This is a genomic window from Scandinavium sp. NPDC088450, from assembly GCF_044900545.1.
In the GTDB taxonomy this organism is placed as follows: Bacteria; Pseudomonadota; Gammaproteobacteria; order Enterobacterales; family Enterobacteriaceae; genus Scandinavium.
Genome location: NZ_JBJDNI010000007.1, coordinates 78735 through 100123, shown reverse-complemented (window position 1 = coordinate 100123; position 21389 = coordinate 78735). Strand labels below are relative to the sequence as shown.

The following is a 21389-nucleotide window of genomic DNA, read 5'->3' as shown; positions in this document are numbered from 1 at the left end:
GAATTTCAAAAGGGGCTAATAGCCCCTTTAGTTGTCTTTATTCTGGAGAATGTATTATGGCGAAAGAATTTGGTCGCCCGCAGCGCGTCGGTCAGGAGTTGCAAAAAGAAATTGCTATCATCCTGCAGCGCGAAATTAAAGATCCACGTCTTGGCCTGATGACCACCGTCTCCGGTGTGGAAGTCTCCCGTGACCTGGCTTATGCCAAAGTGTTTGTGACCTTCCTGAACGACAAAGACGAAGCCGCTGTTAAAGCGGGCATCCGTGCTTTGCAGGATGCGTCTGGCTTCATTCGTACGCTGCTGGGTAAAGCCATGCGTCTGCGTATCGTGCCGGAACTGACCTTCTTCTACGACAACTCATTGGTCGAAGGGATGCGTATGTCCAACCTCGTGACCAACGTGGTGAAGCATGACGATGAGCGTCGTGTGAACCCGGACGACAGCAAGGAGGACTAATGAGTCGTCCTCGTCGTCGTGGCCGCGATATCCATGGTGTGTTGCTGCTGGACAAGCCTCAGGGTGCCTCCAGCAACGACGTTCTGCAAAAGGTAAAGCGTCTTTATAACGCCAACCGTGCAGGGCACACCGGCGCGCTCGATCCGCTGGCGACCGGTATGCTTCCGGTCTGTCTCGGTGAGGCCACCAAGTTTTCTCAGTATCTGCTTGATTCCGACAAGCGCTATCGCGTGATTGCGAAACTTGGGCAGCGTACTGATACCTCTGATGCCGATGGCCAAATCGTCGAAGAGCGTCCAATGACTTTCAGCGCCTCCGATTTGGCTGCTGCACTGGACAGCTTCCGCGGTGATACCCAGCAGGTGCCGTCGATGTATTCGGCGTTGAAGTATCAGGGTAAAAAGCTGTATGAATACGCTCGTCAGGGCATTGATATTCCGCGTGAGGCCAGGCCGATCACGGTCTACGAACTGCTGTTTATTCGCCATGAAGGCGATGAGCTTGAGCTTGAGATCCACTGTTCGAAAGGCACTTACATCAGGACAATCATTGATGACCTGGGCGAGAAGCTCGGCTGTGGCGCACACGTCATCATGTTGCGTCGTCTGGCGGTGAGCCGTTACCCGGTCGAGCGGATGGTGACACTGGAACAGCTCCATGCGCTGGTTGCTCAGGCACAAGCGCAAGATATTCCTGCTGCCCAGTTGCTGGATCCTTTACTCATGCCGATGGACAGTCCGGCATCGGACTTCCCTGTGGTGAACCTGCCGTTGACCTCTTCCGTGTACTTCAAAAACGGTAATCCTGTGCGTTCTTCGAACGTGACAGCGACCGGATTAGTCCGCGTGACTGAAGGCGATGAAGCCAAATTCATCGGTATGGGCGAAATTGACGATGAAGGCCGCGTGGCACCACGCCGTCTGGTCGTTGAGTACCCGCAATAATCGCTCACCTTGCGATAACAAGTCGCTGCAGGTAGAATATTGCGGCTTAACGTCTGAACAACGGTTTACCCGTAGGACAGCGTTAATCCTGGGGTCGCTGAATTAGAGATCGGCACCCTTTTTCCTTATTAATTCTGGAGTTTAAAATGTCTCTAAGCGTTGAAGCTAAAGCAAAAATCGTTTCCGAGTTTGGTCGTGGTTCTAACGACAGTGGTTCTACCGAAGTTCAGGTTGCACTGCTGACCGCTCAGATCAACCACCTGCAGGGTCACTTCTCTGAGCACAAAAAAGATCACCACAGCCGTCGTGGTCTGCTGCGTATGGTTTCTCAGCGTCGTAAACTGCTCGACTACCTGAAGCGTAAAGATGTTGCACGCTACACCGCGCTGATCGAGCGTCTGGGTCTGCGTCGCTAATTCTGGCGAGTTTCAGAAAGAGGGGCCTTTATGGCCCCTTTTTTCAACCAGATGGCAGCAATTAGGCTGAAACTCATGTATTGTTTGTATTGCTGCGATAAATGATCTTCCGAGCAGAGTTTCGCGCGGCTAATGAGAGGCTTAACCCACGGCGGTTAGGATTGTCATTAGTCGCGAGGATGCCAGAAGATCGGGTCAATGGACGGCACGCTCAGTGGTGCGCTGTCCCTTATCAAGAAAGGGTAAAATTTTGCTAAATCCGATCGTTCGTAAATTCCAGTACGGCCAACACACCGTAACCCTGGAAACCGGCATGATGGCTCGTCAGGCTACTGCCGCTGTAATGGTTAGCATGGATGACACTGCGGTATTCGTGACCGTTGTCGGCCAGAAAAAAGCTAAACCAGGCCAGGACTTCTTCCCACTGACTGTTAACTATCAGGAGCGTACTTACGCTGCTGGTAAAATCCCGGGTGGCTTCTTCCGTCGTGAAGGCCGTCCAAGCGAAGGCGAAACCCTGATTGCGCGTCTGATTGACCGCCCGGTTCGTCCGCTGTTCCCGGAAGGCTTCGTCAACGAAGTTCAGGTTATCGCGACCGTTGTGTCCGTAAACCCACAGGTTAACCCTGATATCGTGGCGATGATCGGTGCTTCTGCAGCGCTGTCTCTGTCCGGTATTCCATTCAACGGTCCAATTGGTGCCGCTCGCGTGGGTTACATCAACGACCAGTACGTGCTGAACCCAACCCAGGAAGAGCTGAAAACCAGCAAACTGGACCTGGTTGTTGCCGGTACTGAAGCCGCGGTACTGATGGTTGAATCCGAAGCAGAACTGCTGAGCGAAGACACCATGCTGGGTGCGGTTGTTTATGGCCACGAACAGCAGCAGATCGTGATTCAGAACATCAACGATCTGGTGAAAGAAGCCGGTAAACCACGTTGGGACTGGCAGCCAGAAGCCGTCAACGAAGCGCTGAACGCGCGCGTTGCTGAACTGGCTAAAGCTCGTCTGAGCGATGCTTACCGCATCACTGACAAGCAGGAACGTTACGCTCAGGTTGATGCTATCAAATCTGAAGTGATCGCGACCCTGGTTGCTGAAGATGAAACGCTGGACGCCAATGACCTCGGCGACATCCTGCACGACATCGAGAAAAATGCCGTTCGTAGCCGTGTACTGGCAGGCGAGCCGCGTATCGATGGCCGTGAAAAAGACATGATTCGTGGTCTGGACGTGCGTACTGGCGTACTGCCGCGTACCCACGGTTCTGCACTGTTCACCCGTGGTGAAACTCAGGCGCTGGTAACCGCGACTCTGGGTACTGCGCGTGACGCACAGAACATCGACGAACTGATGGGCGAGCGTACTGACAGCTTCCTGTTCCACTACAACTTCCCTCCGTACTCTGTGGGCGAAACCGGTATGGTTGGCTCACCGAAGCGTCGTGAAATCGGTCACGGCCGTCTGGCGAAACGTGGCGTGCTGGCAGTGATGCCGACCACTGACGAATTCCCATACACCGTACGTGTGGTGTCTGAAATTACCGAATCTAACGGTTCTTCTTCCATGGCTTCCGTGTGCGGTGCTTCTCTGGCACTGATGGACGCAGGCGTACCGGTGAAATCTGCAGTAGCAGGTATCGCGATGGGCCTGGTGAAAGAAGGCGACAACTTTGTCGTACTGTCTGACATCCTCGGTGACGAAGACCACCTTGGCGATATGGACTTCAAAGTAGCGGGTTCCCGCGACGGTATCTCTGCACTGCAGATGGATATCAAAATTGAAGGTATCACCAAAGAGATCATGCAGGTTGCTCTGAACCAGGCTAAAGGTGCTCGTCTGCACATCCTGGGTGTGATGGAACAAGCGATCAACGCGCCACGTGGCGATATCTCTGAGTTCGCACCGCGTATCCACACCATCAAGATCAATCCAGACAAGATCAAAGACGTTATCGGTAAAGGCGGTTCTGTTATCCGTGCGCTGACTGAAGAAACCGGCACCACCATCGAAATCGAAGATGACGGTACCGTGAAAATCGCAGCAACTGATGGCGACAAAGCGGCCTACGCTATCCGTCGTATCGAAGAAATTACTGCTGAAATCGAAGTCGGTCGTATCTACAACGGTAAAGTTACCCGTATCGTTGATTTCGGTGCGTTCGTGGCTATCGGCGGCGGTAAAGAAGGTCTGGTTCACATCTCTCAAATCGCTGACAAGCGTGTAGAGAAAGTGACTGACTATCTGCAGATGGGTCAGGAAGTACCGGTTAAAGTTCTGGAAGTTGATCGCCAGGGCCGTGTACGTCTGAGCATTAAAGAAGCGACCGAGCAGACTCAACCTGCGGCCGCGCCGGAAGCTCCGGCAGCGGAACAGGGCGAGTAAGGTTGCCATTTGCCCTCCGCCTTTGCGGAGGGCGCATTCCGGGCAGGACGCTTGTTAGCAGCCGGGGAACAGGACGTTCATCCAATTGTTGTCTTCGGGAGTGGGAAATGAAGCCTTTTTTGCGCTGGTGTTTCGTTGCGACAGCACTCACGCTGGCAGGATGCAGCAACTCTGCCTGGCGTAAGAGCGAAGTCCTGGCGGTGCCATTGCAACCGACTTTACAGCAAGAAGTGATTCTGGCCCGTATGGAACAGATTCTTGCCAGTCGGGCTTTAACCGATGATGAACGCGCACAGCTTTTATATGAGCGCGGAGTGTTGTATGATAGTCTCGGTTTGAGGGCATTAGCGCGTAACGATTTCTCGCAAGCGCTGGCAATCAGACCGGATATGCCTGAAGTATTCAATTACTTAGGCATTTATTTAACGCAGGCAGGCAATTTTGATGCTGCCTATGAAGCGTTTGATTCTGTACTTGAGCTTGATCCAACTTACAATTACGCATACTTAAACCGCGGCATCGCGTTGTATTACGGTGGTCGTGCTAAGTTAGCGCAAGATGATCTGCTGGCGTTTTATCAAGACGATCCCAATGATCCTTTCCGTAGCCTGTGGCTTTATATCGTTGAGCAGAAGCTCGATGAGAAGCAGGCTGTCGTAGCACTGAAGCAGCGCTATGAAAAATCGGACAAAGAGCAATGGGGATGGAACATTGTCGAGTTCTACCTCGGTAACATTAGCGAAGCAACGCTGATGGACAAGCTGAAGGCAGACGCAACGGATAACACCTCGCTCGCTGAGCATCTCAGTGAAACAAACTTCTATTTAGGTAAGTACTACCTAAGTCTGGGGGACAAGGACAGCGCTGCGGCACTGTTCAAACTGGCGGTTGCTAACAACGTTCATAACTTTGTTGAGCACCGATACGCATTGTTGGAATTAGCGCTCTTGGGCCAGGAGCAAGACGACCTGGCAGAATCGGACCAGCAATAGCTGACGAACAAATCAGCCCATAATCTTTTTTGATTGCCATCATCTTCGCGGGTGAGGGCTTTATTGTTCGTTAATTCACCAAATTTGAGCCGGTTCACACTTTTCAATGAAAATTGCAGATCAATTTCACGATGAGTTACGTAGACTGGCCGCCATCAATGAGGCACATGTACTACATGACTGATATCATCGAAACTACTTTTTCTGATCTGGGGCTGAATGCCTCCATTCTTAGCGCTCTGAACGATCTGGGTTACGAAAAACCATCACCAATCCAGGCAGAGTGTATTCCGCATTTGCTGAATGGCCGCGATGTACTGGGTATGGCCCAGACAGGTAGCGGAAAAACTGCAGCGTTCTCCCTACCGCTGCTGCACAATCTTGATCCTGAGCTGAAAGCACCACAAATTCTGGTGCTGGCACCGACCCGCGAACTGGCGGTACAGGTTGCTGAAGCAATGACGGATTTCTCCAAACATATGCGCGGCGTAAACGTGGTAGCCCTGTACGGCGGCCAGCGTTATGACGTGCAATTACGCGCTCTGCGCCAGGGTCCACAGATTGTCGTCGGTACGCCGGGCCGTCTGCTGGATCACCTGAAACGCGGTACCCTGGATCTCTCTAAACTGAGCGGTCTGGTACTGGATGAAGCTGACGAAATGCTGCGCATGGGCTTCATCGAAGACGTAGAAACCATTATGGCAGAGATCCCAGAAGGTCATCAGACCGCGCTGTTCTCTGCCACCATGCCAGAAGCGATTCGTCGTATTACTCGTCGTTTCATGAAAGAGCCGCAGGAAGTCCGCATTCAGTCAAGCGTGACTACCCGCCCTGACATCAGCCAGAGCTACTGGACTGTTTGGGGCATGCGTAAGAACGAAGCGCTGGTGCGTTTCCTGGAAGCGGAAGATTTTGATGCGGCGATTATCTTCGTTCGTACCAAAAACGCGACTCTGGAAGTGGCAGAAGCGCTGGAGCGTAGCGGTTACAACAGCGCCGCGCTGAACGGTGACATGAACCAGTCCCTGCGTGAGCAGACTCTGGACCGCCTGAAAGACGGTCGTCTGGATATCCTGATTGCCACTGACGTTGCGGCACGTGGTCTGGACGTTGAGCGTATCAGCCTGGTCGTAAACTACGATATCCCAATGGATTCTGAGTCTTACGTTCACCGTATTGGTCGTACTGGCCGTGCGGGTCGTGCTGGCCGTGCGCTGCTGTTCGTTGAGAACCGCGAGCGTCGTCTGCTGCGTAACATCGAACGCACCATGAAGCTGACCATTCCAGAAGTGGAACTGCCGAACGCAGAACTGCTGGGCAAACGCCGTCTGGAAAAATTCTCTGCCAAAGTTCAGCAGCAGCTGGAAAGCAGCGATCTGGATCTGTACCGTGGCCTGCTGTCTCAAATTCAGCCGACCGTTGAAGGCGAAGAGCTGGATATGGAAACGCTGGCTGCAGCACTGCTGAAAATGGCTCAGGGCGAACGTTCTCTGATCGTTCCACCTGATGCGCCGATGCGTCCTAAGCGTGAGTTCCGCGATCGTGACGATCGTTTCGACCGTAACGACCGTGCACCGCGCGGTGACCGTGGCCCACGTGGCGATCGTCCAGAGCGTGGTGGTGAAGACCGTCCACGTCGCGAACGTCGTGATGTTGGCGATATGGAACTGTACCGTATCGAAGTGGGCCGTGATGATGGTGTTGAAGTTCGTCATATCGTTGGCGCGATTGCTAACGAAGGCGACATCAGCAGCCGTTACATCGGTAACATCAAGCTGTTCGGTACGCACTCCACTATTGAGCTGCCAAAAGGTATGCCGGGCGAAGTGCTGCAGCACTTTACTCGCACCCGCATCCTGAACAAGCCGATGAACATGCAGCTGATGGGCGATGCGCAGCCTCGCACTGGCGGCGGTGAGCGTCGTGGCGGCCCTGCTGGCGGTCGTGGCGGTTTCGGTGAGCGTCGTGAAGGCGGTCGTGGTGAAGGTCGTCGCTTCAGCGGTGAACGTCGTGAAGGTGGCGCAGGCCGTTTCAGCGGTGAGCGTCGCGAAGGTGGCCGTGGCCCACGTCGTGAAGATGCACCAGTACGTCGTCGTCCTACCGAAGCGTAATTGCCGAGTAAAAAACTACGTTTGCTGACGTAAAGTAAACGATACAGCCCCGATGAAGGTTATCGGGGCTTTTTTTATTTCAATTGTACTCGTGTACTGGTACATTGCTTCGCGTAAACTGGCAACACATTCACTTTTCTGGAGAGCAGGTCTTATGGCGACATTAACCACCACAGCCACTCGTCCGTCGTTGTTTGGCGGCGTGGTGATTATCGGCGGAACCATTATTGGTGCGGGGATGTTCTCGCTGCCGGTGGTCATGTCCGGCGCGTGGTTTTTCTGGTCGCTGGCCGCGCTGGTCTTTACCTGGTTCTGCATGCTCCATTCGGGCCTGATGATCCTTGAAGCCAACCTGAATTACCGTATTGGGTCCAGCTTCGATACCATCACCAAAGATTTGCTCGGCAAAGGCTGGAACGTGATCAACGGGTTGTCGATTGCCTTTGTGCTCTACATCCTGACCTATGCCTATATCTCGGCAAGCGGCTCAATTCTGCATCACACGTTCAGTGAAATGTCACTGAACGTGCCGCCTCGCCTTGCGGGCCTCGGCTTCGCGCTGATTGTGGCATTTGTGGTGTGGTTGAGTACCAAAGCGGTCAGCCGAATGACGGCGATTGTACTGGGTGCAAAAGTGATCACCTTCTTCCTGACCTTCGGCAGTCTGCTGGGACACGTAGAAGCGCCGACGCTGTTTAACGTCGCGCAGCAGAACACATCCTATTTACCCTACCTGCTGATGACGTTGCCGTTCTGTCTGGCCTCGTTTGGCTATCACGGTAACGTCCCAAGCCTGATGAAGTACTACGGCAAAGATCCACAGACCATCGTCAAATGCCTGGTCTACGGCACACTGTTGGCGCTCGGGCTGTATGTGATTTGGCTGCTTGGCACGATGGGAAATATCCCGCGTCCGGAATTTATCGGCATAGCGCAGAAGGGCGGAAACATTGATGTGCTGGTGCAGGCACTGAGTGGAGTGCTCAACAGCCGCAGTCTGGACTTGCTGTTGGTCGTATTCTCCAACTTCGCCGTGGCGAGCTCTTTCCTCGGCGTGACGCTAGGGCTGTTTGATTACCTGGCGGATTTGTTCAAGTTCGACGATTCAGGAGTGGGGCGTTTCAAAACCGCACTGCTGACTTTCGTGCCACCGGTTATCGGTGGTCTGTTATGGCCGAACGGTTTCCTGTACGCCATCGGTTATGCAGGGCTGGCAGCAACCATTTGGGCGGCAATTGTTCCCGCGCTGCTGGCACGTAAATCACGTAAACGCTTCGGCAGCCCGCAGTTCCGTGTCTGGGGCGGCAAACCGATGATCGCGCTGATTCTGCTCTTTGGCGTGGGCAACGTGGTGGTGCACTTCCTGTCGAGCTTTAATCTGCTGCCTGTGTATCAGTAAAGCATGTTGCCGGATGGCGGCTGCGCCTTATCCGGCCTACAGAAAACGTAGGCCCGGTAAGCGTAGCGCCACCGGGCAAAAATTATCCCGGCAGCTCTTCCTTCACCTGCATCGCTAAATCAAACGAATGCAAACGTGCCTGATGATCGAAAATCTGGCCGTTAACCATAATCTCCTCTGCCTGTGTTTCCCGCAGCACCGATTCCAGTCCGTGGCGAATTTTCGCTTTATCACCGACCAGAGACATCCCCAGCGCGTTATCCACACCGTATTTTTCTGACGGCGACCAGAACTGATCCATATTCTGAATCGGCGGTGGCAGTTGCCCGGTTTCTCCCCGGCGCAGTTTTACAAATGCCTGCTGCATGGAGGTAAACAGGAATTCCGCATCGCGGTTGCTGTCTGCGGCAATGATGTTGATACAGACCATTGCGTACGGTTTTTCCAGACGCTCGGAAGGTTTGAAGTTTGTCCGGTACAGATGCAACGCCTGGAACAGCATATCGGGCGCAAAATGCGACGCGAAAGCGAACGGCAGGCCAAGCTGAGCGGCAAGTTGCGCGCTGTAAAGGCTTGAACCTAACAGCCACACCGGAATTTTTTCGCCATAGCCCGGCACGGGGCGTACTTGCGGATTGGGGTCACGCGCGTCAAACCAGTCGACCAGTTCGGCCACATCGCGAGGGAAGTTATCTATATCGCCACCCATATGGCGACGCAGCGCCCGCATGGTTGACTGGTCGCTGCCCGGCGCACGACCGAGGCCTAAATCGATACGGCCTGGATACAGTGTGTTGAGCGTTCCAAACTGCTCGGCAATCACCAGTGGTGAGTGGTTGGGTAACATCACGCCGCCGGAACCTAAATGTAAGGTCGTGGTATTTGCGGCCAGATAGCCAATCAAGACTGAGGTTGCTGCGCTGGCGATACCGGTCATGTTGTGGTGTTCAGCCAGCCAGTAGCGATGATAACCACGCTTTTCAGCGAGGCGGGCGAGATCTAACGAATGGGCAAACGCGTCTTTGGCAGCAGAACCTTGCGGGATCGGGGCCAGATCCAGCAGCGAGAAAGGGATCGATTTGTCGGTCATAACAGCTCACTTTGTCATCGGCATATTTTTTAATAGTGCATTAAAAAATGATAACCGTAGTTAACAAAGTGAGCTTTTATTTACGCCTGAAGCTCCAGGCCGGCGAGACGTTTCCAGTAGCCGTTGCAGTCGCTGTGTGCTTCCAGCGAAAGTGGCGAGGCACCGTTTTCATTTGCCCGGAAGGCATCGATCATGGAAAACGTTTCAGTTCCGAGCGGCGACAGACGAACCATATCGACCAGGCCCTGCATGGAGGCCAGCTCGTTACCGAGGTTATAAACGTAGCCACTCATGGTCTGAATGCCGTTCAGCACAAAGACCTGCTGATTCTCCTGGGACAACACGCTGCGCCCGTTCGGGTATTTGATGCAGCAGGTTTCGCATTCGTCCTTTGGCAAATCTTCTGAGCGCGCGGTAAAGCAGCGGGCGGAGTAGGCGAGCGGCAGATGACCGTAACTTAATACTTCCACCTCGAACTTATTGCGAATCCCCAGCTCATCACACTGCGCGAGCAGGTTTACCAGCCAGTCGCGGGAAAGTTCTACCGGCATGCACCAGCGCACCATGCCCTGTTTTTGTAGCAGGCGCAGCGTTACTGCGTTGTAGCAATTCAGTGCGTGTCCGGCGACAAAAGGCAATTTGCGATCGGCACAGAGATTCACCACACCGAGGTCGCTGGCTTCAATCAGGAAATCACCATTGTCGACATAGCGCTTCAGTTCGTTAATTTCAGAAGAGGCCTGCACCAGCGCGAGCGTGGACAGCACAACCTGCTTGCCGCTGTTCGCCAGGCTTTTTGCCATCGCCAGCCAGTCAGCCACTTTCGTTGCCCGACGCTTGCTGCACACCGCTTCGCCGAGATAAATCACGTCGGCGCTGCTTTGGGCTGCCTGCTGGTAAAAATCTTCCAGCGTCTCTTTTGGCCAGTAGTAGAGCACCGGCCCTAATGAATATTTCATCGTCTTCCTTACTGCCATTTACGGTGATAAGCGCCAAGCGTGGTCTGTGTGCCTTCTGACATTGACCCCAGCGTGTCCATCCAGGCTGCCTGAGGCACGAAGTTCTGTGGATCGGCGATGCAGCGGTCGATGGCCTGACGCCACACTTTTGCCACCTGGCTGACGTAGGCAGGGCTGCGCTGACGGCCTTCAATTTTCACGGAAGCGATATTGGCTGCCAGCAGTTCCGGCAACAGCTCCAGCGTATTGAGGCTGGTCGGTTCTTCGAGGACATGATAACGCTGCCCGTCGACGATATATCTTCCTTTGCATAAGGTCGGGTAACCTGCATTTTCTCCTTCCTGATAGCGATCAATCAGGACATCATTAAGGCGAGATTCAAGACCCTGGGGGGTTTGTTGCCATCGTACAAACTTAGCGGGGGAACAAGCTCCAACCGTATTTGGGGACTCCCCCGTTAACCAGGAGGAGAGATAGCAGCGCCCTTCAGCCATAATGCACAGGCTGCCAAACGCAAAAACTTCCAGCGGCACTGGCGTGGTGCGGGCGAGTTGCTTAACCTGATGAATAGACAACACGCGCGGCAGCACCACGCGAGCGACATCAAAATGGCGATGATAGAAGCGAATGGCCTCTTCATTGGTGGCCGAAGCCTGAACGGAAACGTGACGCTCGATGTGCGGATAGCGCTCGGCGGCGTACTCCAGCATCGCGATATCGGCAAGGATCAGCGCATCTGCACCAAGCTGGGCTGCCATATCGACCGCGCGTTGCCAGCGGGCATAACCGTCCGGATGCGCAAAGGTGTTAATCGCGATGTGAAGCTTGCGGCGGTGCTGATGAACAAAGCTGACCGCTTCCTGCAGTTTCTTTTCAGTGAAGTTCAGGCCAGCAAAGTGGCGGGCGTTAGTGTCATCTTTCAGGCCGATATAGACCGCGTCGGCGCCATTCTCGATGGCCGCCTTAAGCGCCGGGAGGTTTCCGGCAGGGCAGAGCAGCTCCATAATGTTTCCTGAAGGCAGCGACCCGCAGGGCCGCAGGATTGTTAACGAACTGGGATTTTAGATAACCCACCGTCGACAATTTTTGATTTGAGGCAGTTAAAAGCGCATTGATGTTGCCAATAATGGCGGTGCTGTCTGACAGAATTGTTGATTTACGCCGCTATGTGGCTTCACGGATGTGGCAGAATAACCAGACTATTGCATTGAGGGAGTAAAGCTCGTGTTGGATAAACTGCGTTCACGCCTGGTACAACTGGGCCCGACTCTGATGAGTGTCCCGGTCAAGGTCACGCCTTTTGCGCTGAAACGCCAGGTGCTGGAACAGATGCTAAGCTGGCAGTTCCGCCAGGCGCTGGCAGACGGGGAACTGGAGTTCCTCGAAGGCCGTTGGCTGAGCATCGAAGTGCGTGATATCGGCCTGCGCTGGTTCACTTCCGTTGAGAACGACCGTCTTATCGTCAGTAATCACGCTGATGCCGACGTGAGTTTCAGCGCGGATGCCAGCGATCTGTTGATGATCGCGGCACGCAAACAGGACCCGGATACGCTCTTTTTCCAGCGCCGTCTGGTGATTGAAGGCGACACGGAATTAGGGCTGTACGTCAAAAACCTGATGGACGCCATTGAGCTTGAGCAGATGCCAAAAGCGTTACGAGTCATGCTGATGCAGTTGGCGGATTTTGTGGAGGCGGGTCTGAATGCCCCGTCACAAACCAGACAGACATCGGTAGGTGAGCCATGCTGATTCGAGTGGAGATTGGGATAGATGCGCCGGGTATTGATGCGCTGTTGCGCCGCGAATTTGACGGTGACGGTGAAGCAGATTTGGTGCACTCCCTACGGGAAGATGGCCTGATAACCCTGGGCCTGGTGGCAACAGATGACGAAGGGCAAGTGGTCGGCTACGTGGCCTTCAGCCCGGTCAGCGTTGAAGGCGAAGAGCTACAGTGGGTGGGCATGGCGCCGCTGGCTGTGGCAAAAGGCTATCAAGGGCAGGGCATTGGCCGTCAGTTAGTTTATGAAGGGCTGGATTCGCTGAATGAGTTTGGTTATGCCGCCGTGGTGACGCTTGGCGACCCGGCACTGTATGGCAAACTGGGCTTTGAACCGGCTGCGCGTTTTGATCTTCGCTGCCGCTGGCCTGGCACTGAAGCAGCGTTCCAGGTTCGTCCGCTGGCAGACGATGCGCTCAATGGCGTACACGGGCTGGTGGAATACTGCGATCACTTCAATCGTTTCTGAGACTCGCCAGTAGCGTCTCAAACGAAGCATCACCGCTGACGAGACGCTCTTTCTGGGGTTTCGTCAGCTGCTTGATGCGGTACTCCAGGCGTAACGCCAGTGAGTGCTCACCTACCTCTCGGAAAAAAGCCAGCGCGAGTTCACCTTTTCCGCGCAGGGCTTTAGCACCCTTTCCGCACTGATGCTGTGCAAAGCGGCGTTCCACATCGGTGGTGATGCCGGTGTATAAGCGGTTATCGGCCGTGCGAATCAAATAGACGAACCAGCACACGTTCCTGCTCCTGTGTTAAGGTGAGCGCACCATAGCACGTGGGAGCGCAAAAATGGAGTCACTGGCACTCATCAGCCGATGGCTGGAAAAACAGCATGTTGTCAGCTGGAGCGTCGCAAAGGACGGTGAACTGTGGGCCGCCAGCGCGTTTTACCTCTTCGACCGTCAGACCGTTTCGTTTTATCTCCTCAGTGAAGAAAGCACCCGTCATGCCCAAATGAGCGGCAAATGTGCGCCCGTCGCGGGCACCGTCAATGGTCAGCCCAAAACGGTGGCCCTGATTCGCGGCGTTCAGTTTCGTGGTGAAATCCGCCTGCTCGAAGGTGAAGAGAGCGCCACCGTCCGTGAGCGTTACAACCGCCGTTTTCCTGTTGCCCGAATGATGCCCGCCCCGGTGTGGCAAATCCGCATTGATGAACTGAAGTTCACCGACAATACTCTGGGTTTCGGTAAAAAATTCCACTGGTTACGACAGGATTAACACATGGCAAATGTATTGATCACCGGAGCGACAGGGTTAGTGGGCGGACACTTACTGCGAATGCTGATTCAGCAGCCGGAGATTGCGCGCATCACTGCCGCGACACGCCGCCCGCTGACGACTATTCCTGCAGAAGTACATAACCCTCATGATCCTCAACTGACCGATGCGCTGGCGCAGGTGGACGATCCGGTCGATATCGTCTTCTGCTGCCTGGGCACAACCCGGCGCGAAGCGGGCAGCAAAGAAGCCTTCGTGCATGCGGATTACACGCTGGTGGTCGATACGGCCTTAACCGGGCAGCGTCTTGGCGCGCAACACATGCTGGTGGTCAGTGCGATGGGCGCAAACGCGCATTCGCCGTTTTTCTACAATCGAGTGAAAGGGGAAATGGAAGAAGCGCTGATAGCCCAGCAGTGGCCGCGCCTGACCATTGCCCGGCCGTCGATGCTGCTTGGCGATCGTGAAGTTCGGCGCACCAATGAATCTCTGTTGGCTCCGCTGTTCGCCTTCTTGCCGGGCAACTGGAAATCCATCGAGGCTCGCGATGTTGCCCGTGCGTTGTTAAAAGAAGCACTCTCGCCACAAAAAGAAGGGGTTAACATCATAACGTCGGCAAAATTACGTGAAATAGCGGCTAGCCAGGCGTAACATCCTTTCCCACAATTTTTTTATTCCTTTCCGGAGCATGGTATGGCTGGTCAGTCTTCCTCTCAGGCAACTTCCCCACTGGCGTGGTGGAAGCCTGCTTTGTTTTTCCTCGTCGTGATTGTCGGTCTCTGGTATGTGAAATGGCAGCCCTATTATGGGAAAGCGTTCACAGCCGCGGATACTCACAGCATCGGCAAATCCATTCTGGCTCAGGCCGCGGATAATCCTCTGCGAGCGGCGCTTGATTACGCAATGGTCTATTTTCTGGCGGTCTGGAAAGCGGCGGTGCTCGGCGTATTGCTGGGGTCGCTCATTCAGGTGCTGATCCCTCGCGACTGGCTATTAAGAACCCTCGGGCAACCGCGTTTTCAGGGAACGCTGCTGGGCACGCTGTTTTCATTGCCCGGCATGATGTGCACCTGTTGCGCCGCGCCAGTGGCAGCGGGAATGCGCCGCCAACAAGTCTCGATGGGCGGTGCGCTGGCCTTCTGGTTGGGAAACCCGTTACTGAACCCGGCCACATTGGTGTTTATGGGCTTTGTACTCGGCTGGCAGTTTACGCTGATTCGCTTTGTTGCCGGGCTGGCAACCGTGTTGATCGTAGCGACGTTGGTGCAACGTTGGGTTAAAGAACCTGCCGCACTGCCTGATGTCACGATTGAGTCTGACGTTGCAGAGAGCGCATCGTTCCTCGTTCGTTGGGGCAAAGCGCTGTGGACGTTGTTCTGGAATACGATCCCGGTTTATATCCTGGCGGTGCTGGTTCTCGGAGCGGCTCGCGTGTGGCTGTTCCCGCATGCTGATGGTGTCGTGGGTAATACGCTGTTTTGGGTGATGGCGATGGCGGTTGCTGGTTGCTTGTTTGTGATCCCAACGGCGGCAGAAATTCCTGTCGTGCAAACCATGATGCTTGCGGGCATGGGCGTAGCGCCTGGTCTGGCACTGCTTATCACGTTGCCAGCACTCAGCCTGCCTTCGCTCATCATGCTGCGCAAAGCGTTTCCGGCTAAAGCCTTGTGGCTGGCGGGTGGTCTCGTGGCGCTAAGTGGTGTAATTACGGGCGGATTGGCGCTGTTGTAAGAGGAAATTGCCTGATGGCGCTGCGCTTATCAGGCCTACGAGCATACTGGATTTGGTAGGCCGGGTGGCGCTGCGCTTATCAGGCCTACGAGCATACTGGATTTGGTAGGCCGGGTGGCGCTGCGCTTATCAGGCCTACGAGCATACTGGCTTTGGTAGGCCGGGTAAGCGGAAGCGCCACCCGGCAATACTCAGTTGATGAAGGTAAACGCCGTGGTGACGTGTTTCACCCCGCTGATGCGGCTGGCGATATCCGCTGCCGCTTTGCCTTCACGATCGGTTAACGATCCCATCAGGAACACTTCCGCATTTTCAGTGGTGACTTTCACCGCAGAAGATTTCACCTGATCGCTGCCCAGCAGCTGAGAGCGCACTTTGGTGGTTATCCACGTATCGGAAGAAGCGGTACCCAGCCCAATTGGCTGACCCTGACGGATTTCGTTGAACACTTCCGTCGTGCCCTCCACGCCCATCGCTATCTGTTTCGCGCGGGACGACAGGTCTGTAGACGGAGCCTGACCTGTCAGCAGAACTTTGCCCTGCCAGGCCATCACGTTCACACGAGCTTCTTTTTTCAGTTGTTCATCTTTATTGAGTGCGCTGTTCACACGCAGCTCCAGCGTACTGTCATCGACCTGGGTGCCCACAGTGCGTGGGTCAGTGGCCGCTTTGGTGCCCACTGCCGCGGTTCCAACCACGGCGGCGGCAACGCATCCCTGAAGCAGCAGTGCGGCAATAAGGACCGCGAGGGGCGAAAGTGCCTTCATGTGTACTCCTTAATCGTCCTGGTGTGGGAAGAGCGTGTTATCAATCAGATCGCACAGGCAGTTTACCGTCAGCATATGCATTTCCTGGATGCGAGCACCCCGGTGCGACGGAATGCGAATTTCAACGTCCTGCGGCCCTAACAGACCCGCCAGTTCGCCACCGTCATACCCGGTTAACGCCACAATCGTCATATCACGCGTGACTGCCGCTTCGACGGCTTTCACGATATCCCGGCTGTTCCCACGGGTGGAAATCGCCAGCAGCACGTCACCAGCATGACCCAGCGCACGCACCTGCTTGGCATAAACTTCATCGTGAAGCCTGTCGTTGGCAATCGCGGTTAAGACCACATTATCGGTATTAAGTGCAATCGCAGGTAAACCAGGGCGTTCGGTTTCGAAGCGATTAATCATACAGGCAGCAAAATGCTGTGCGTTGGCGGCCGATGTGCCATTGCCACAACAGAGGATTTTGTTGCCGTTGAGTAAGGACTGCACCAGCGTCATGGCGGCCCGGGAAATGGCGTCCGGAAGCGCTTCTGCTGCTGCGATTTGGGTCTGGATGCTTTCCGTGAAGCAGGCTTTAATTCTGTCGAGCACGATGTCCCTTAATTCTTTAGTGACGCTATTCGCCAAAGGCGTTTTTAAACCATTCAATCTGATTGCCGGTGAAGGCTATCACATCGAACCGGCAATCCGTAGTCTCAAAGCTCCCATTGTGGCGGGCAAGCCACAAGCGGGCAGTGTGTAATAATTTGGTTTGTTTGCTGCGTGTCACACTGGAGGCCGCGCCGCCGTAGCGTGTGGAGGTCCGAAAGCGCACTTCAACAAACACCGTTGCCGCACCGTCTTTCATGATGAGGTCAATTTCGCCGCCGCGAACATGCACATTCGCGGCGATGAAACGCAGTCCTTTGCTTTCCAGCCAGCGACGCGCTTCGGTTTCCCACGTGTCGCCGGTTTGTTTCCGGCTTAGTTTGCCGGAACTACCTGTCCCTGCTGGTATTTGAGCCATGACAACTTCCTGTTGATCACACAATCCTGGTTGGCAGTCAGATCGCCGGTGTTGCCGTTGAGCTCAAAACCAGGCACCTGGCGCATCTGTGAGAAATGGTTCGCCAGCGTCCAGGCATCCACACCCATCGCATACAAGCGAGCCAGTGAATAATCGTTACGGACTGCGCCCAACGCCTGCTGCATCAGAGCAGGGTTGCTGCCTGCCAGCATCGGAATTTCACTGTACTGCAGGCCATCCATTTCCAGACGGAAATCCGGACCGGCTGTGCCCTGAGCACTGCGAGAGCTGGCATACAATGTGGCGCCGTTCTGGCTGCCATTACGCATGGCAATCATAGGTTTGATGTACGCGATTTCTTCTGGCGTCGCAACAATATAAGCCGCATCGACTTTGCCACCGCTGGAGATCTGCGCATCGCTTGGCGGAGCCGGGATAGTCAAGCCGCCAATGGTCACACTCTGCTGCTGTGGCAGGCTAGCGCTAACTGGGCTGCCGGTCAGCGCGATACCGCCGCCGCCGTTCACGCCGCCGCGCAGTTCGTTAACTGAACCAAATTTCTGTTGCAGCACGACGCCGCCACCCAGCTTTTGCCATTCCTGAGCAAAGGCGTTAGCCACACGATCGCCCAGTGCGCTGCGCGGGATAAGCACCAGCGGAGCCTGTTTGCCCTGGTCGTGAATGTGATGCGCGGCATCGCGAGCTTCATCTTCTGGAGACAGTGCGAAATAGCAGATGTTGGCGCGGTTATCGACGCTTTCCGGCTGATTCAGCGCCAGCACATTAAGGCTGGTGTTGCTCTTAATCACGGCATCAACATCGTTCTTCAACAGTGGGCCGACAACCAGAGAAACGCCATCCTGCTGTGCCTGATTCAGGATCTGATCCAGCGGCGCAGAGGTGGTGTCGTAGATTTTCAGTTCGGCAGAAGGATTTGCCGACGCAGCGTCAACTGCAGGCTGTGGAGCGGCTGCCGCATCAGGTGTGGTTGCAGCAGGAACCGCAGCAGGCGTTGGTTGAGCTGGAACTGCAGCGTCCTGCTGTGCTGTTGCTGGTGCGGAGGCTGGAGCGGCTGCTGGAGTGCTGGCCGCCTGAGGTACCGTCGCTGCTGGCGCATCCGTTGGAGCCTGAACAGGGTTCGCCTGAGTGCCTACCGCAGGCTGAGCTGAAGTCAGGTCGCTCACTTCCGCCTGAGAAGGGCTCACGACGTTATTGTCCTGAACGGTGGCCGCCTGTGCAGCTTGTTCCGGAACAGCACTGCCGCTGATGGCACCGACAGTACCATTTTTCGCCGCCTCAAAACCCTGCTGGATAGTGCGACCGAACACGGCAGCCTGGCCATTTAAAGGCAGCAGCAGAGCAATTTTCGCGGTAGAAGCGGGCTTAAAGTTCTGCACGTTCGCTAACTGCGAAGGCAACATTTTCGCGCCCGGGTTTTGCGGATAGCGGGTTTTCCAGTCCTGAATACCGGCTTTCATCATGTCCGGATCGTTGCGGTTATCAAACCAGACGCGTTGCAGGTCAAGCCAGCCTTGCAGCACGTTTTCATCGGCATTGATCACCAGCGCATTCGCCTGCTCTTTATTCATCGAGGCGAGCGCCTGCCAGGTGGCATCGATATTTTTCTGTTTATCTTGCGGCGAGGCCAGCAGCGGCTCCTGAGCAATCAACGCACGCAGCAGCGTCAGAGAAGGCTGGCCTTGCTGAGCCGTAATCACGTCCTGCCAGTAGCGAGCTTGCTGGTTATTCTCAAAGCTGGTGGCATCCATCTTCGCTAATAGCTCACGCGCAGCGGCAAAGTCTTTCTGCGAGAGCTTAATTTCAGCGCCCAGAAGCGATTGTTCCTGACGCTGAGTCGCGGTTAAATCCTGTGGCAACTGGCCGTACAGTTCCAGCGCTTGCTGGTTCTTGCCCTCTTTGAGCAGTGCACGAATGGCGAGTAATTGCCAGTTGGTCTTGCTATCATCTGAACTTTGCTGCATCTGCTGCAGGTAGTATCCAGAATCCGCCTGCGCGCTCCCTTCGAGGTGCGCAGTGCTTTGGTCGGCACTTTGCTGGGTGCCACAGCCGGCAAAAAGAAACGCTGCCAGAACGACAGGCAGACAGCGCGCGGCTTTAGAACGAAGAAATGTTGACGGTACCATAAGTATCCAGTGATATTTTTTTAGCTCAATGCTCAATATTAAATCGGCAATACGGACTAAACAATGAAACAACGCGAAACAGCGGACAATTCTCAAGGCAAGCTTTACATTGTGCCTACTCCCATCGGCAATTTGGGTGACATCACTCAACGTGCGCTGGATGTGCTGCAAGCTGTTGATTTGATAGCCGCCGAGGACACTCGTCACACCGGTTTATTGCTGCAACATTTTGCCATTAGCGCCCGTTTATTTGCCCTGCACGATCATAACGAGCAGCAAAAGGCTGAAACACTTCTGGCGAAGCTGAAAGAGGGGCAGAACATCGCGCTCGTCTCTGATGCCGGAACGCCGCTGATTAACGATCCTGGTTACCATCTGGTGCGCACCTGCCGTGAAGCGGGCGTTCAGGTTGTGCCGCTTCCTGGCCCGTGTGCCGCGATAGCCGCACTCAGCGCCGCAGGTTTGCCGTCGGATCGCTTCTGCTACGAAGGTTTCCTCCCGGCAAAATCCAAAGGCCGCAGAGACACCCTTCGTGCACTGGAAAACGAACCCCGCACGCTGATTTTCTACGAATCAACTCACCGTCTGATTGAAAGCCTTGAAGACATTACCGCCGTGCTGGGTGAATCCCGTTATGTGGTTCTGGCTCGTGAAATCACCAAAACATGGGAAACCATCACCGGTGCGCCGGTCGGCGAGCTGCTGGCATGGGTCAAAGAAGATGAAAACCGCCGCAAAGGTGAGATGGTGCTGATTATTGAAGGCTTCAAAGTGCAAAGCGACGACGCGCTGCCCGCTGAAGCCCTGCGCACGCTTGCCCTGTTGCAAACCGAACTGCCGCTGAAAAAAGCCGCCGCTCTCGCCGCTGAAATTCACGGCGTGAAGAAAAATGCGCTGTACAAGCACGCGCTGGAGCTGCAGGGAGAGTGATGCTATGAGCCGCTACCAGCCCCCTTTTACGTTGACTGTCGACATGCTCAACAAAGTTGTTGAGATCGGAGAGTTGATGGGGCATTGGGCGGCTCAGTCGGGGCGGGCGTCGCCCCTGTTGCGAAAAGAAAACCGAATTCGCACGATTCAGGCCTCACTGGCGATAGAACATAACTCTCTCACCCGGGACCAGGTCACGGCGGTGATGGAGGGGAAGCGGGTGTTAGCCCCTGAAAAAGATATTCAGGAAGTCCGCAACGCGATTCTGGCCTATGAAAAATTACCCGCCTGGAAACCGAGCCATTTGAAAGATCTGCTGGATGCGCATCGCCTATTAATGGCTGGTCTGGTTGACCATCCTGGGCAGTTAAGGCGTGAGGATGTGGGCGTTTATCGAGGTAAAAAACTCGTTCACATGGCGCCTCCTGCCTCGCAGGTTCCCCGTCTGATTGACGACCTTCTTCACTGGATCAAAAACACAGACATTCATCCGCTGATTGCCAGTGCTGTTTTTCACTATGAATTTGAATTTATCCACCCCTTCCTTGATGGAAATGGGCGGATGGGGCGCTTGTGGCAGACCGTGATTTTGAGCAAGTGGCGAAGCGAGCTCGCCTGGCTGCCCATTGAGACGCTTATCCATTTTCAGCAAACACGCTATTACAAGATTTTGGGGCAGTGCGATAAAGCCAGCGATTGCACGCCGTTTGTGGAGTTCATGCTGGAAAACATGATTGAAGCCTTGCGTGAAGGGCTGAGCGTTCCGACACTGCTGTCGGAAGAAATGTCGGAAGAAATGTCGGAAGAAATGTCGGAAGAAACTGCCGAGCCTCTGACTGAACTGGAAGAAGCTGTCATACGCTGTGTGGCGAAAAATCCACAAGCGACAGCAAAGGCGATTGCTGAGGAGACCAGCGTTTCCGGCAGAACAATCGAAAGGCAGCTGAGAGCGTTACAGCAGAAAGGAAAGCTGCAACGCATAGGGCCGACGAAGGGCGGATTTTGGCGTGTAATTGCTTGAGCCCGGTAAAGATTACGTCACCGGGCTG

Annotated in this window: 23 protein-coding genes; 15 read left to right on the top strand and 8 right to left on the bottom strand. The window is 54.8% G+C overall.

Annotated elements, in window-relative coordinates:
- Positions 1–56 precede the first annotated feature (56 nt).
- From rbfA to mtr, 8 genes are all read left to right on the top strand, one after another.
- A complete protein-coding gene (gene rbfA / locus ACI2I2_RS08585; protein ID WP_330983958.1) occupies positions 57–458 on the top strand; it encodes a 30S ribosome-binding factor RbfA in 402 nt (133 codons plus the stop codon).
- The gene (truB, locus tag ACI2I2_RS08580; RefSeq protein WP_404657544.1) at positions 458–1402 is read left to right on the top strand and encodes a tRNA pseudouridine(55) synthase TruB; all 945 of its coding nucleotides are present in this window, start codon (positions 458–460) and stop codon (positions 1400–1402) included. The genes rbfA and truB overlap by 1 nt, the downstream gene beginning before the upstream one ends.
- A gap of 146 nt (positions 1403–1548) precedes the next feature.
- A complete protein-coding gene (gene rpsO, locus ACI2I2_RS08575; RefSeq protein WP_312625433.1) occupies positions 1549–1818 on the top strand; it encodes a 30S ribosomal protein S15 in 270 nt (89 codons plus the stop codon).
- Positions 1819–2068: 250 nt separating this feature from the next.
- A complete protein-coding gene (gene pnp / locus ACI2I2_RS08570; protein WP_330983956.1) occupies positions 2069–4204 on the top strand; it encodes a polyribonucleotide nucleotidyltransferase in 2136 nt (711 codons plus the stop codon).
- A 107-nt stretch (positions 4205–4311) separates the two neighbouring features.
- Positions 4312–5196 carry a lipoprotein NlpI gene (gene nlpI, locus ACI2I2_RS08565; protein WP_330983955.1) on the top strand — a complete coding sequence of 295 codons (885 nt, stop codon included), beginning with the start codon at positions 4312–4314 and terminating at the stop codon, positions 5194–5196.
- A 106-nt stretch (positions 5197–5302) separates the two neighbouring features.
- Positions 5303–5380 (top strand): protein YrbN, encoded by a 78-nt coding sequence (yrbN, locus tag ACI2I2_RS08560; protein ID WP_099458804.1) that lies wholly within the window; start codon positions 5303–5305, stop codon positions 5378–5380.
- Positions 5373–7307 carry a DEAD/DEAH family ATP-dependent RNA helicase gene (locus ACI2I2_RS08555; protein WP_330984060.1) on the top strand — a complete coding sequence of 645 codons (1935 nt, stop codon included), beginning with the start codon at positions 5373–5375 and terminating at the stop codon, positions 7305–7307. Before yrbN ends, ACI2I2_RS08555 begins: the two co-directional genes overlap by 8 nt.
- 154 nt (positions 7308–7461) lie before the next feature.
- Positions 7462–8706, top strand: coding sequence for a tryptophan permease (gene mtr, locus ACI2I2_RS08550; RefSeq protein WP_404657543.1), 1245 nt, complete (start codon positions 7462–7464; stop codon positions 8704–8706).
- Between the two features lie 82 nt (positions 8707–8788).
- Here the strand turns inward: mtr and ACI2I2_RS08545 are convergent, their stop codons facing one another.
- From ACI2I2_RS08545 to ACI2I2_RS08535, 3 genes are all read right to left on the bottom strand, one after another.
- Complete coding sequence (locus ACI2I2_RS08545; RefSeq protein WP_404657542.1) at positions 8789–9796, bottom strand: luciferase-like monooxygenase; 1008 nt, start codon at positions 9794–9796, stop codon at positions 8789–8791.
- Between the two features lie 80 nt (positions 9797–9876).
- On the bottom strand, positions 9877–10773 hold the full coding sequence (locus tag ACI2I2_RS08540; RefSeq protein WP_404657541.1) for a U32 family peptidase: 897 nt from the start codon (positions 10771–10773) through the stop codon (positions 9877–9879).
- Positions 10764–11759, bottom strand: a complete 996-nt coding sequence (locus ACI2I2_RS08535; protein WP_404657540.1) for a peptidase U32 family protein — start codon at positions 11757–11759, stop codon at positions 10764–10766. The genes ACI2I2_RS08540 and ACI2I2_RS08535 overlap by 10 nt, the downstream gene beginning before the upstream one ends.
- Positions 11760–11979: 220 nt before the next feature.
- Between ACI2I2_RS08535 and ACI2I2_RS08530 the strand changes: the two genes are divergently transcribed.
- Positions 11980–12504, top strand: coding sequence for an SCP2 domain-containing protein (locus tag ACI2I2_RS08530; RefSeq protein ID WP_404657539.1), 525 nt, complete (start codon positions 11980–11982; stop codon positions 12502–12504).
- Positions 12498–13001: a GNAT family N-acetyltransferase gene (locus ACI2I2_RS08525; RefSeq protein ID WP_404657538.1), complete on the top strand. Its 504-nt coding sequence runs from the start codon at positions 12498–12500 to the stop codon at positions 12999–13001. Before ACI2I2_RS08530 ends, ACI2I2_RS08525 begins: the two co-directional genes overlap by 7 nt.
- Here the strand turns inward: ACI2I2_RS08525 and ACI2I2_RS08520 are convergent.
- A complete protein-coding gene (locus ACI2I2_RS08520; protein ID WP_330983948.1) occupies positions 12988–13272 on the bottom strand; it encodes a GIY-YIG nuclease family protein in 285 nt (94 codons plus the stop codon). The two genes, ACI2I2_RS08525 and ACI2I2_RS08520, sit on opposite strands and share 14 nt — an antisense overlap.
- Positions 13273–13324: 52 nt before the next feature.
- Between ACI2I2_RS08520 and ACI2I2_RS08515 the strand changes: the two genes are divergently transcribed.
- The 3 genes from ACI2I2_RS08515 to ACI2I2_RS08505 are packed head-to-tail and all read left to right on the top strand — an operon-like array spanning position 13325 to position 15484.
- Complete coding sequence (locus ACI2I2_RS08515; RefSeq protein ID WP_404657537.1) at positions 13325–13753, top strand: YhbP family protein; 429 nt, start codon at positions 13325–13327, stop codon at positions 13751–13753.
- A 3-nt stretch (positions 13754–13756) separates the two neighbouring features.
- On the top strand, positions 13757–14404 hold the full coding sequence (locus tag ACI2I2_RS08510; protein WP_404657536.1) for an NAD(P)H-binding protein: 648 nt from the start codon (positions 13757–13759) through the stop codon (positions 14402–14404).
- Between the two features lie 42 nt (positions 14405–14446).
- Positions 14447–15484 carry a permease gene (locus ACI2I2_RS08505; protein WP_404657535.1) on the top strand — a complete coding sequence of 346 codons (1038 nt, stop codon included), beginning with the start codon at positions 14447–14449 and terminating at the stop codon, positions 15482–15484.
- A 191-nt stretch (positions 15485–15675) separates the two neighbouring features.
- Here the strand turns inward: ACI2I2_RS08505 and dolP are convergent, their stop codons facing one another.
- From dolP to ACI2I2_RS08485, 4 genes are read right to left on the bottom strand one after another with little or no spacing between them, the layout of a single operon-like run.
- The gene (dolP, locus tag ACI2I2_RS08500; protein WP_404657534.1) at positions 15676–16251 is read right to left on the bottom strand and encodes a division/outer membrane stress-associated lipid-binding lipoprotein; all 576 of its coding nucleotides are present in this window, start codon (positions 16249–16251) and stop codon (positions 15676–15678) included.
- 9 nt (positions 16252–16260) lie between these two features.
- Positions 16261–16851, bottom strand: coding sequence for a DnaA initiator-associating protein DiaA (gene diaA / locus ACI2I2_RS08495; RefSeq protein WP_110510535.1), 591 nt, complete (start codon positions 16849–16851; stop codon positions 16261–16263).
- A 25-nt stretch (positions 16852–16876) separates the two neighbouring features.
- Positions 16877–17266: a YraN family protein gene (locus ACI2I2_RS08490; RefSeq protein ID WP_404657533.1), complete on the bottom strand. Its 390-nt coding sequence runs from the start codon at positions 17264–17266 to the stop codon at positions 16877–16879.
- Positions 17224–19410 (bottom strand): penicillin-binding protein activator, encoded by a 2187-nt coding sequence (locus ACI2I2_RS08485; protein ID WP_404657532.1) that lies wholly within the window; start codon positions 19408–19410, stop codon positions 17224–17226. Before ACI2I2_RS08485 ends, ACI2I2_RS08490 begins: the two co-directional genes overlap by 43 nt.
- Before the next feature lie 63 nt (positions 19411–19473).
- Between ACI2I2_RS08485 and rsmI the strand changes: the two genes are divergently transcribed.
- Both rsmI and ACI2I2_RS08475 read left to right on the top strand, forming a co-directional pair.
- Positions 19474–20340: a 16S rRNA (cytidine(1402)-2'-O)-methyltransferase gene (rsmI, locus tag ACI2I2_RS08480; RefSeq protein ID WP_404657531.1), complete on the top strand. Its 867-nt coding sequence runs from the start codon at positions 19474–19476 to the stop codon at positions 20338–20340.
- Positions 20341–20344: 4 nt separating this feature from the next.
- Entirely contained in the window at positions 20345–21361 is a 1017-nt protein-coding gene (locus ACI2I2_RS08475) for a Fic family protein (RefSeq protein ID WP_404657530.1), read from the top strand.
- The last annotated feature ends 28 nt before the right edge of the window (positions 21362–21389 follow it).

Bases quoted from the DNA above. Each gene is read 5' to 3' on its own strand.
- rbfA (WP_330983958.1), top strand. From the start codon at position 57: ATGGCGAAAGAATTTGGTCGCCCGCAGCGCGTCGGTCAGGAGTTGCAA.
- ACI2I2_RS08525 (WP_404657538.1), top strand. From the start codon at position 12,498: ATGCTGATTCGAGTGGAGATTGGGATAGATGCGCCGGGTATTGATGCG.
- rpsO (WP_312625433.1), top strand. From the start codon at position 1,549: ATGTCTCTAAGCGTTGAAGCTAAAGCAAAAATCGTTTCCGAGTTTGGT.
- ACI2I2_RS08505 (WP_404657535.1), top strand. From the start codon at position 14,447: ATGGCTGGTCAGTCTTCCTCTCAGGCAACTTCCCCACTGGCGTGGTGG.
- ACI2I2_RS08535 (WP_404657540.1), bottom strand. From the start codon at position 11,759: ATGGAGCTGCTCTGCCCTGCCGGAAACCTCCCGGCGCTTAAGGCGGCC.
- ACI2I2_RS08490 (WP_404657533.1), bottom strand. From the start codon at position 17,266: ATGGCTCAAATACCAGCAGGGACAGGTAGTTCCGGCAAACTAAGCCGG.
- truB (WP_404657544.1), top strand. From the start codon at position 458: ATGAGTCGTCCTCGTCGTCGTGGCCGCGATATCCATGGTGTGTTGCTG.
- nlpI (WP_330983955.1), top strand. From the start codon at position 4,312: ATGAAGCCTTTTTTGCGCTGGTGTTTCGTTGCGACAGCACTCACGCTG.
- ACI2I2_RS08510 (WP_404657536.1), top strand. From the start codon at position 13,757: ATGGCAAATGTATTGATCACCGGAGCGACAGGGTTAGTGGGCGGACAC.
- ACI2I2_RS08485 (WP_404657532.1), bottom strand. From the start codon at position 19,410: ATGGTACCGTCAACATTTCTTCGTTCTAAAGCCGCGCGCTGTCTGCCT.
- dolP (WP_404657534.1), bottom strand. From the start codon at position 16,251: ATGAAGGCACTTTCGCCCCTCGCGGTCCTTATTGCCGCACTGCTGCTT.
- mtr (WP_404657543.1), top strand. From the start codon at position 7,462: ATGGCGACATTAACCACCACAGCCACTCGTCCGTCGTTGTTTGGCGGC.
- ACI2I2_RS08555 (WP_330984060.1), top strand. From the start codon at position 5,373: ATGACTGATATCATCGAAACTACTTTTTCTGATCTGGGGCTGAATGCC.
- yrbN (WP_099458804.1), top strand. From the start codon at position 5,303: ATGAAAATTGCAGATCAATTTCACGATGAGTTACGTAGACTGGCCGCC.
- ACI2I2_RS08545 (WP_404657542.1), bottom strand. From the start codon at position 9,796: ATGACCGACAAATCGATCCCTTTCTCGCTGCTGGATCTGGCCCCGATC.
- ACI2I2_RS08475 (WP_404657530.1), top strand. From the start codon at position 20,345: ATGAGCCGCTACCAGCCCCCTTTTACGTTGACTGTCGACATGCTCAAC.
- rsmI (WP_404657531.1), top strand. From the start codon at position 19,474: ATGAAACAACGCGAAACAGCGGACAATTCTCAAGGCAAGCTTTACATT.
- ACI2I2_RS08540 (WP_404657541.1), bottom strand. From the start codon at position 10,773: ATGGCAGTAAGGAAGACGATGAAATATTCATTAGGGCCGGTGCTCTAC.
- ACI2I2_RS08515 (WP_404657537.1), top strand. From the start codon at position 13,325: ATGGAGTCACTGGCACTCATCAGCCGATGGCTGGAAAAACAGCATGTT.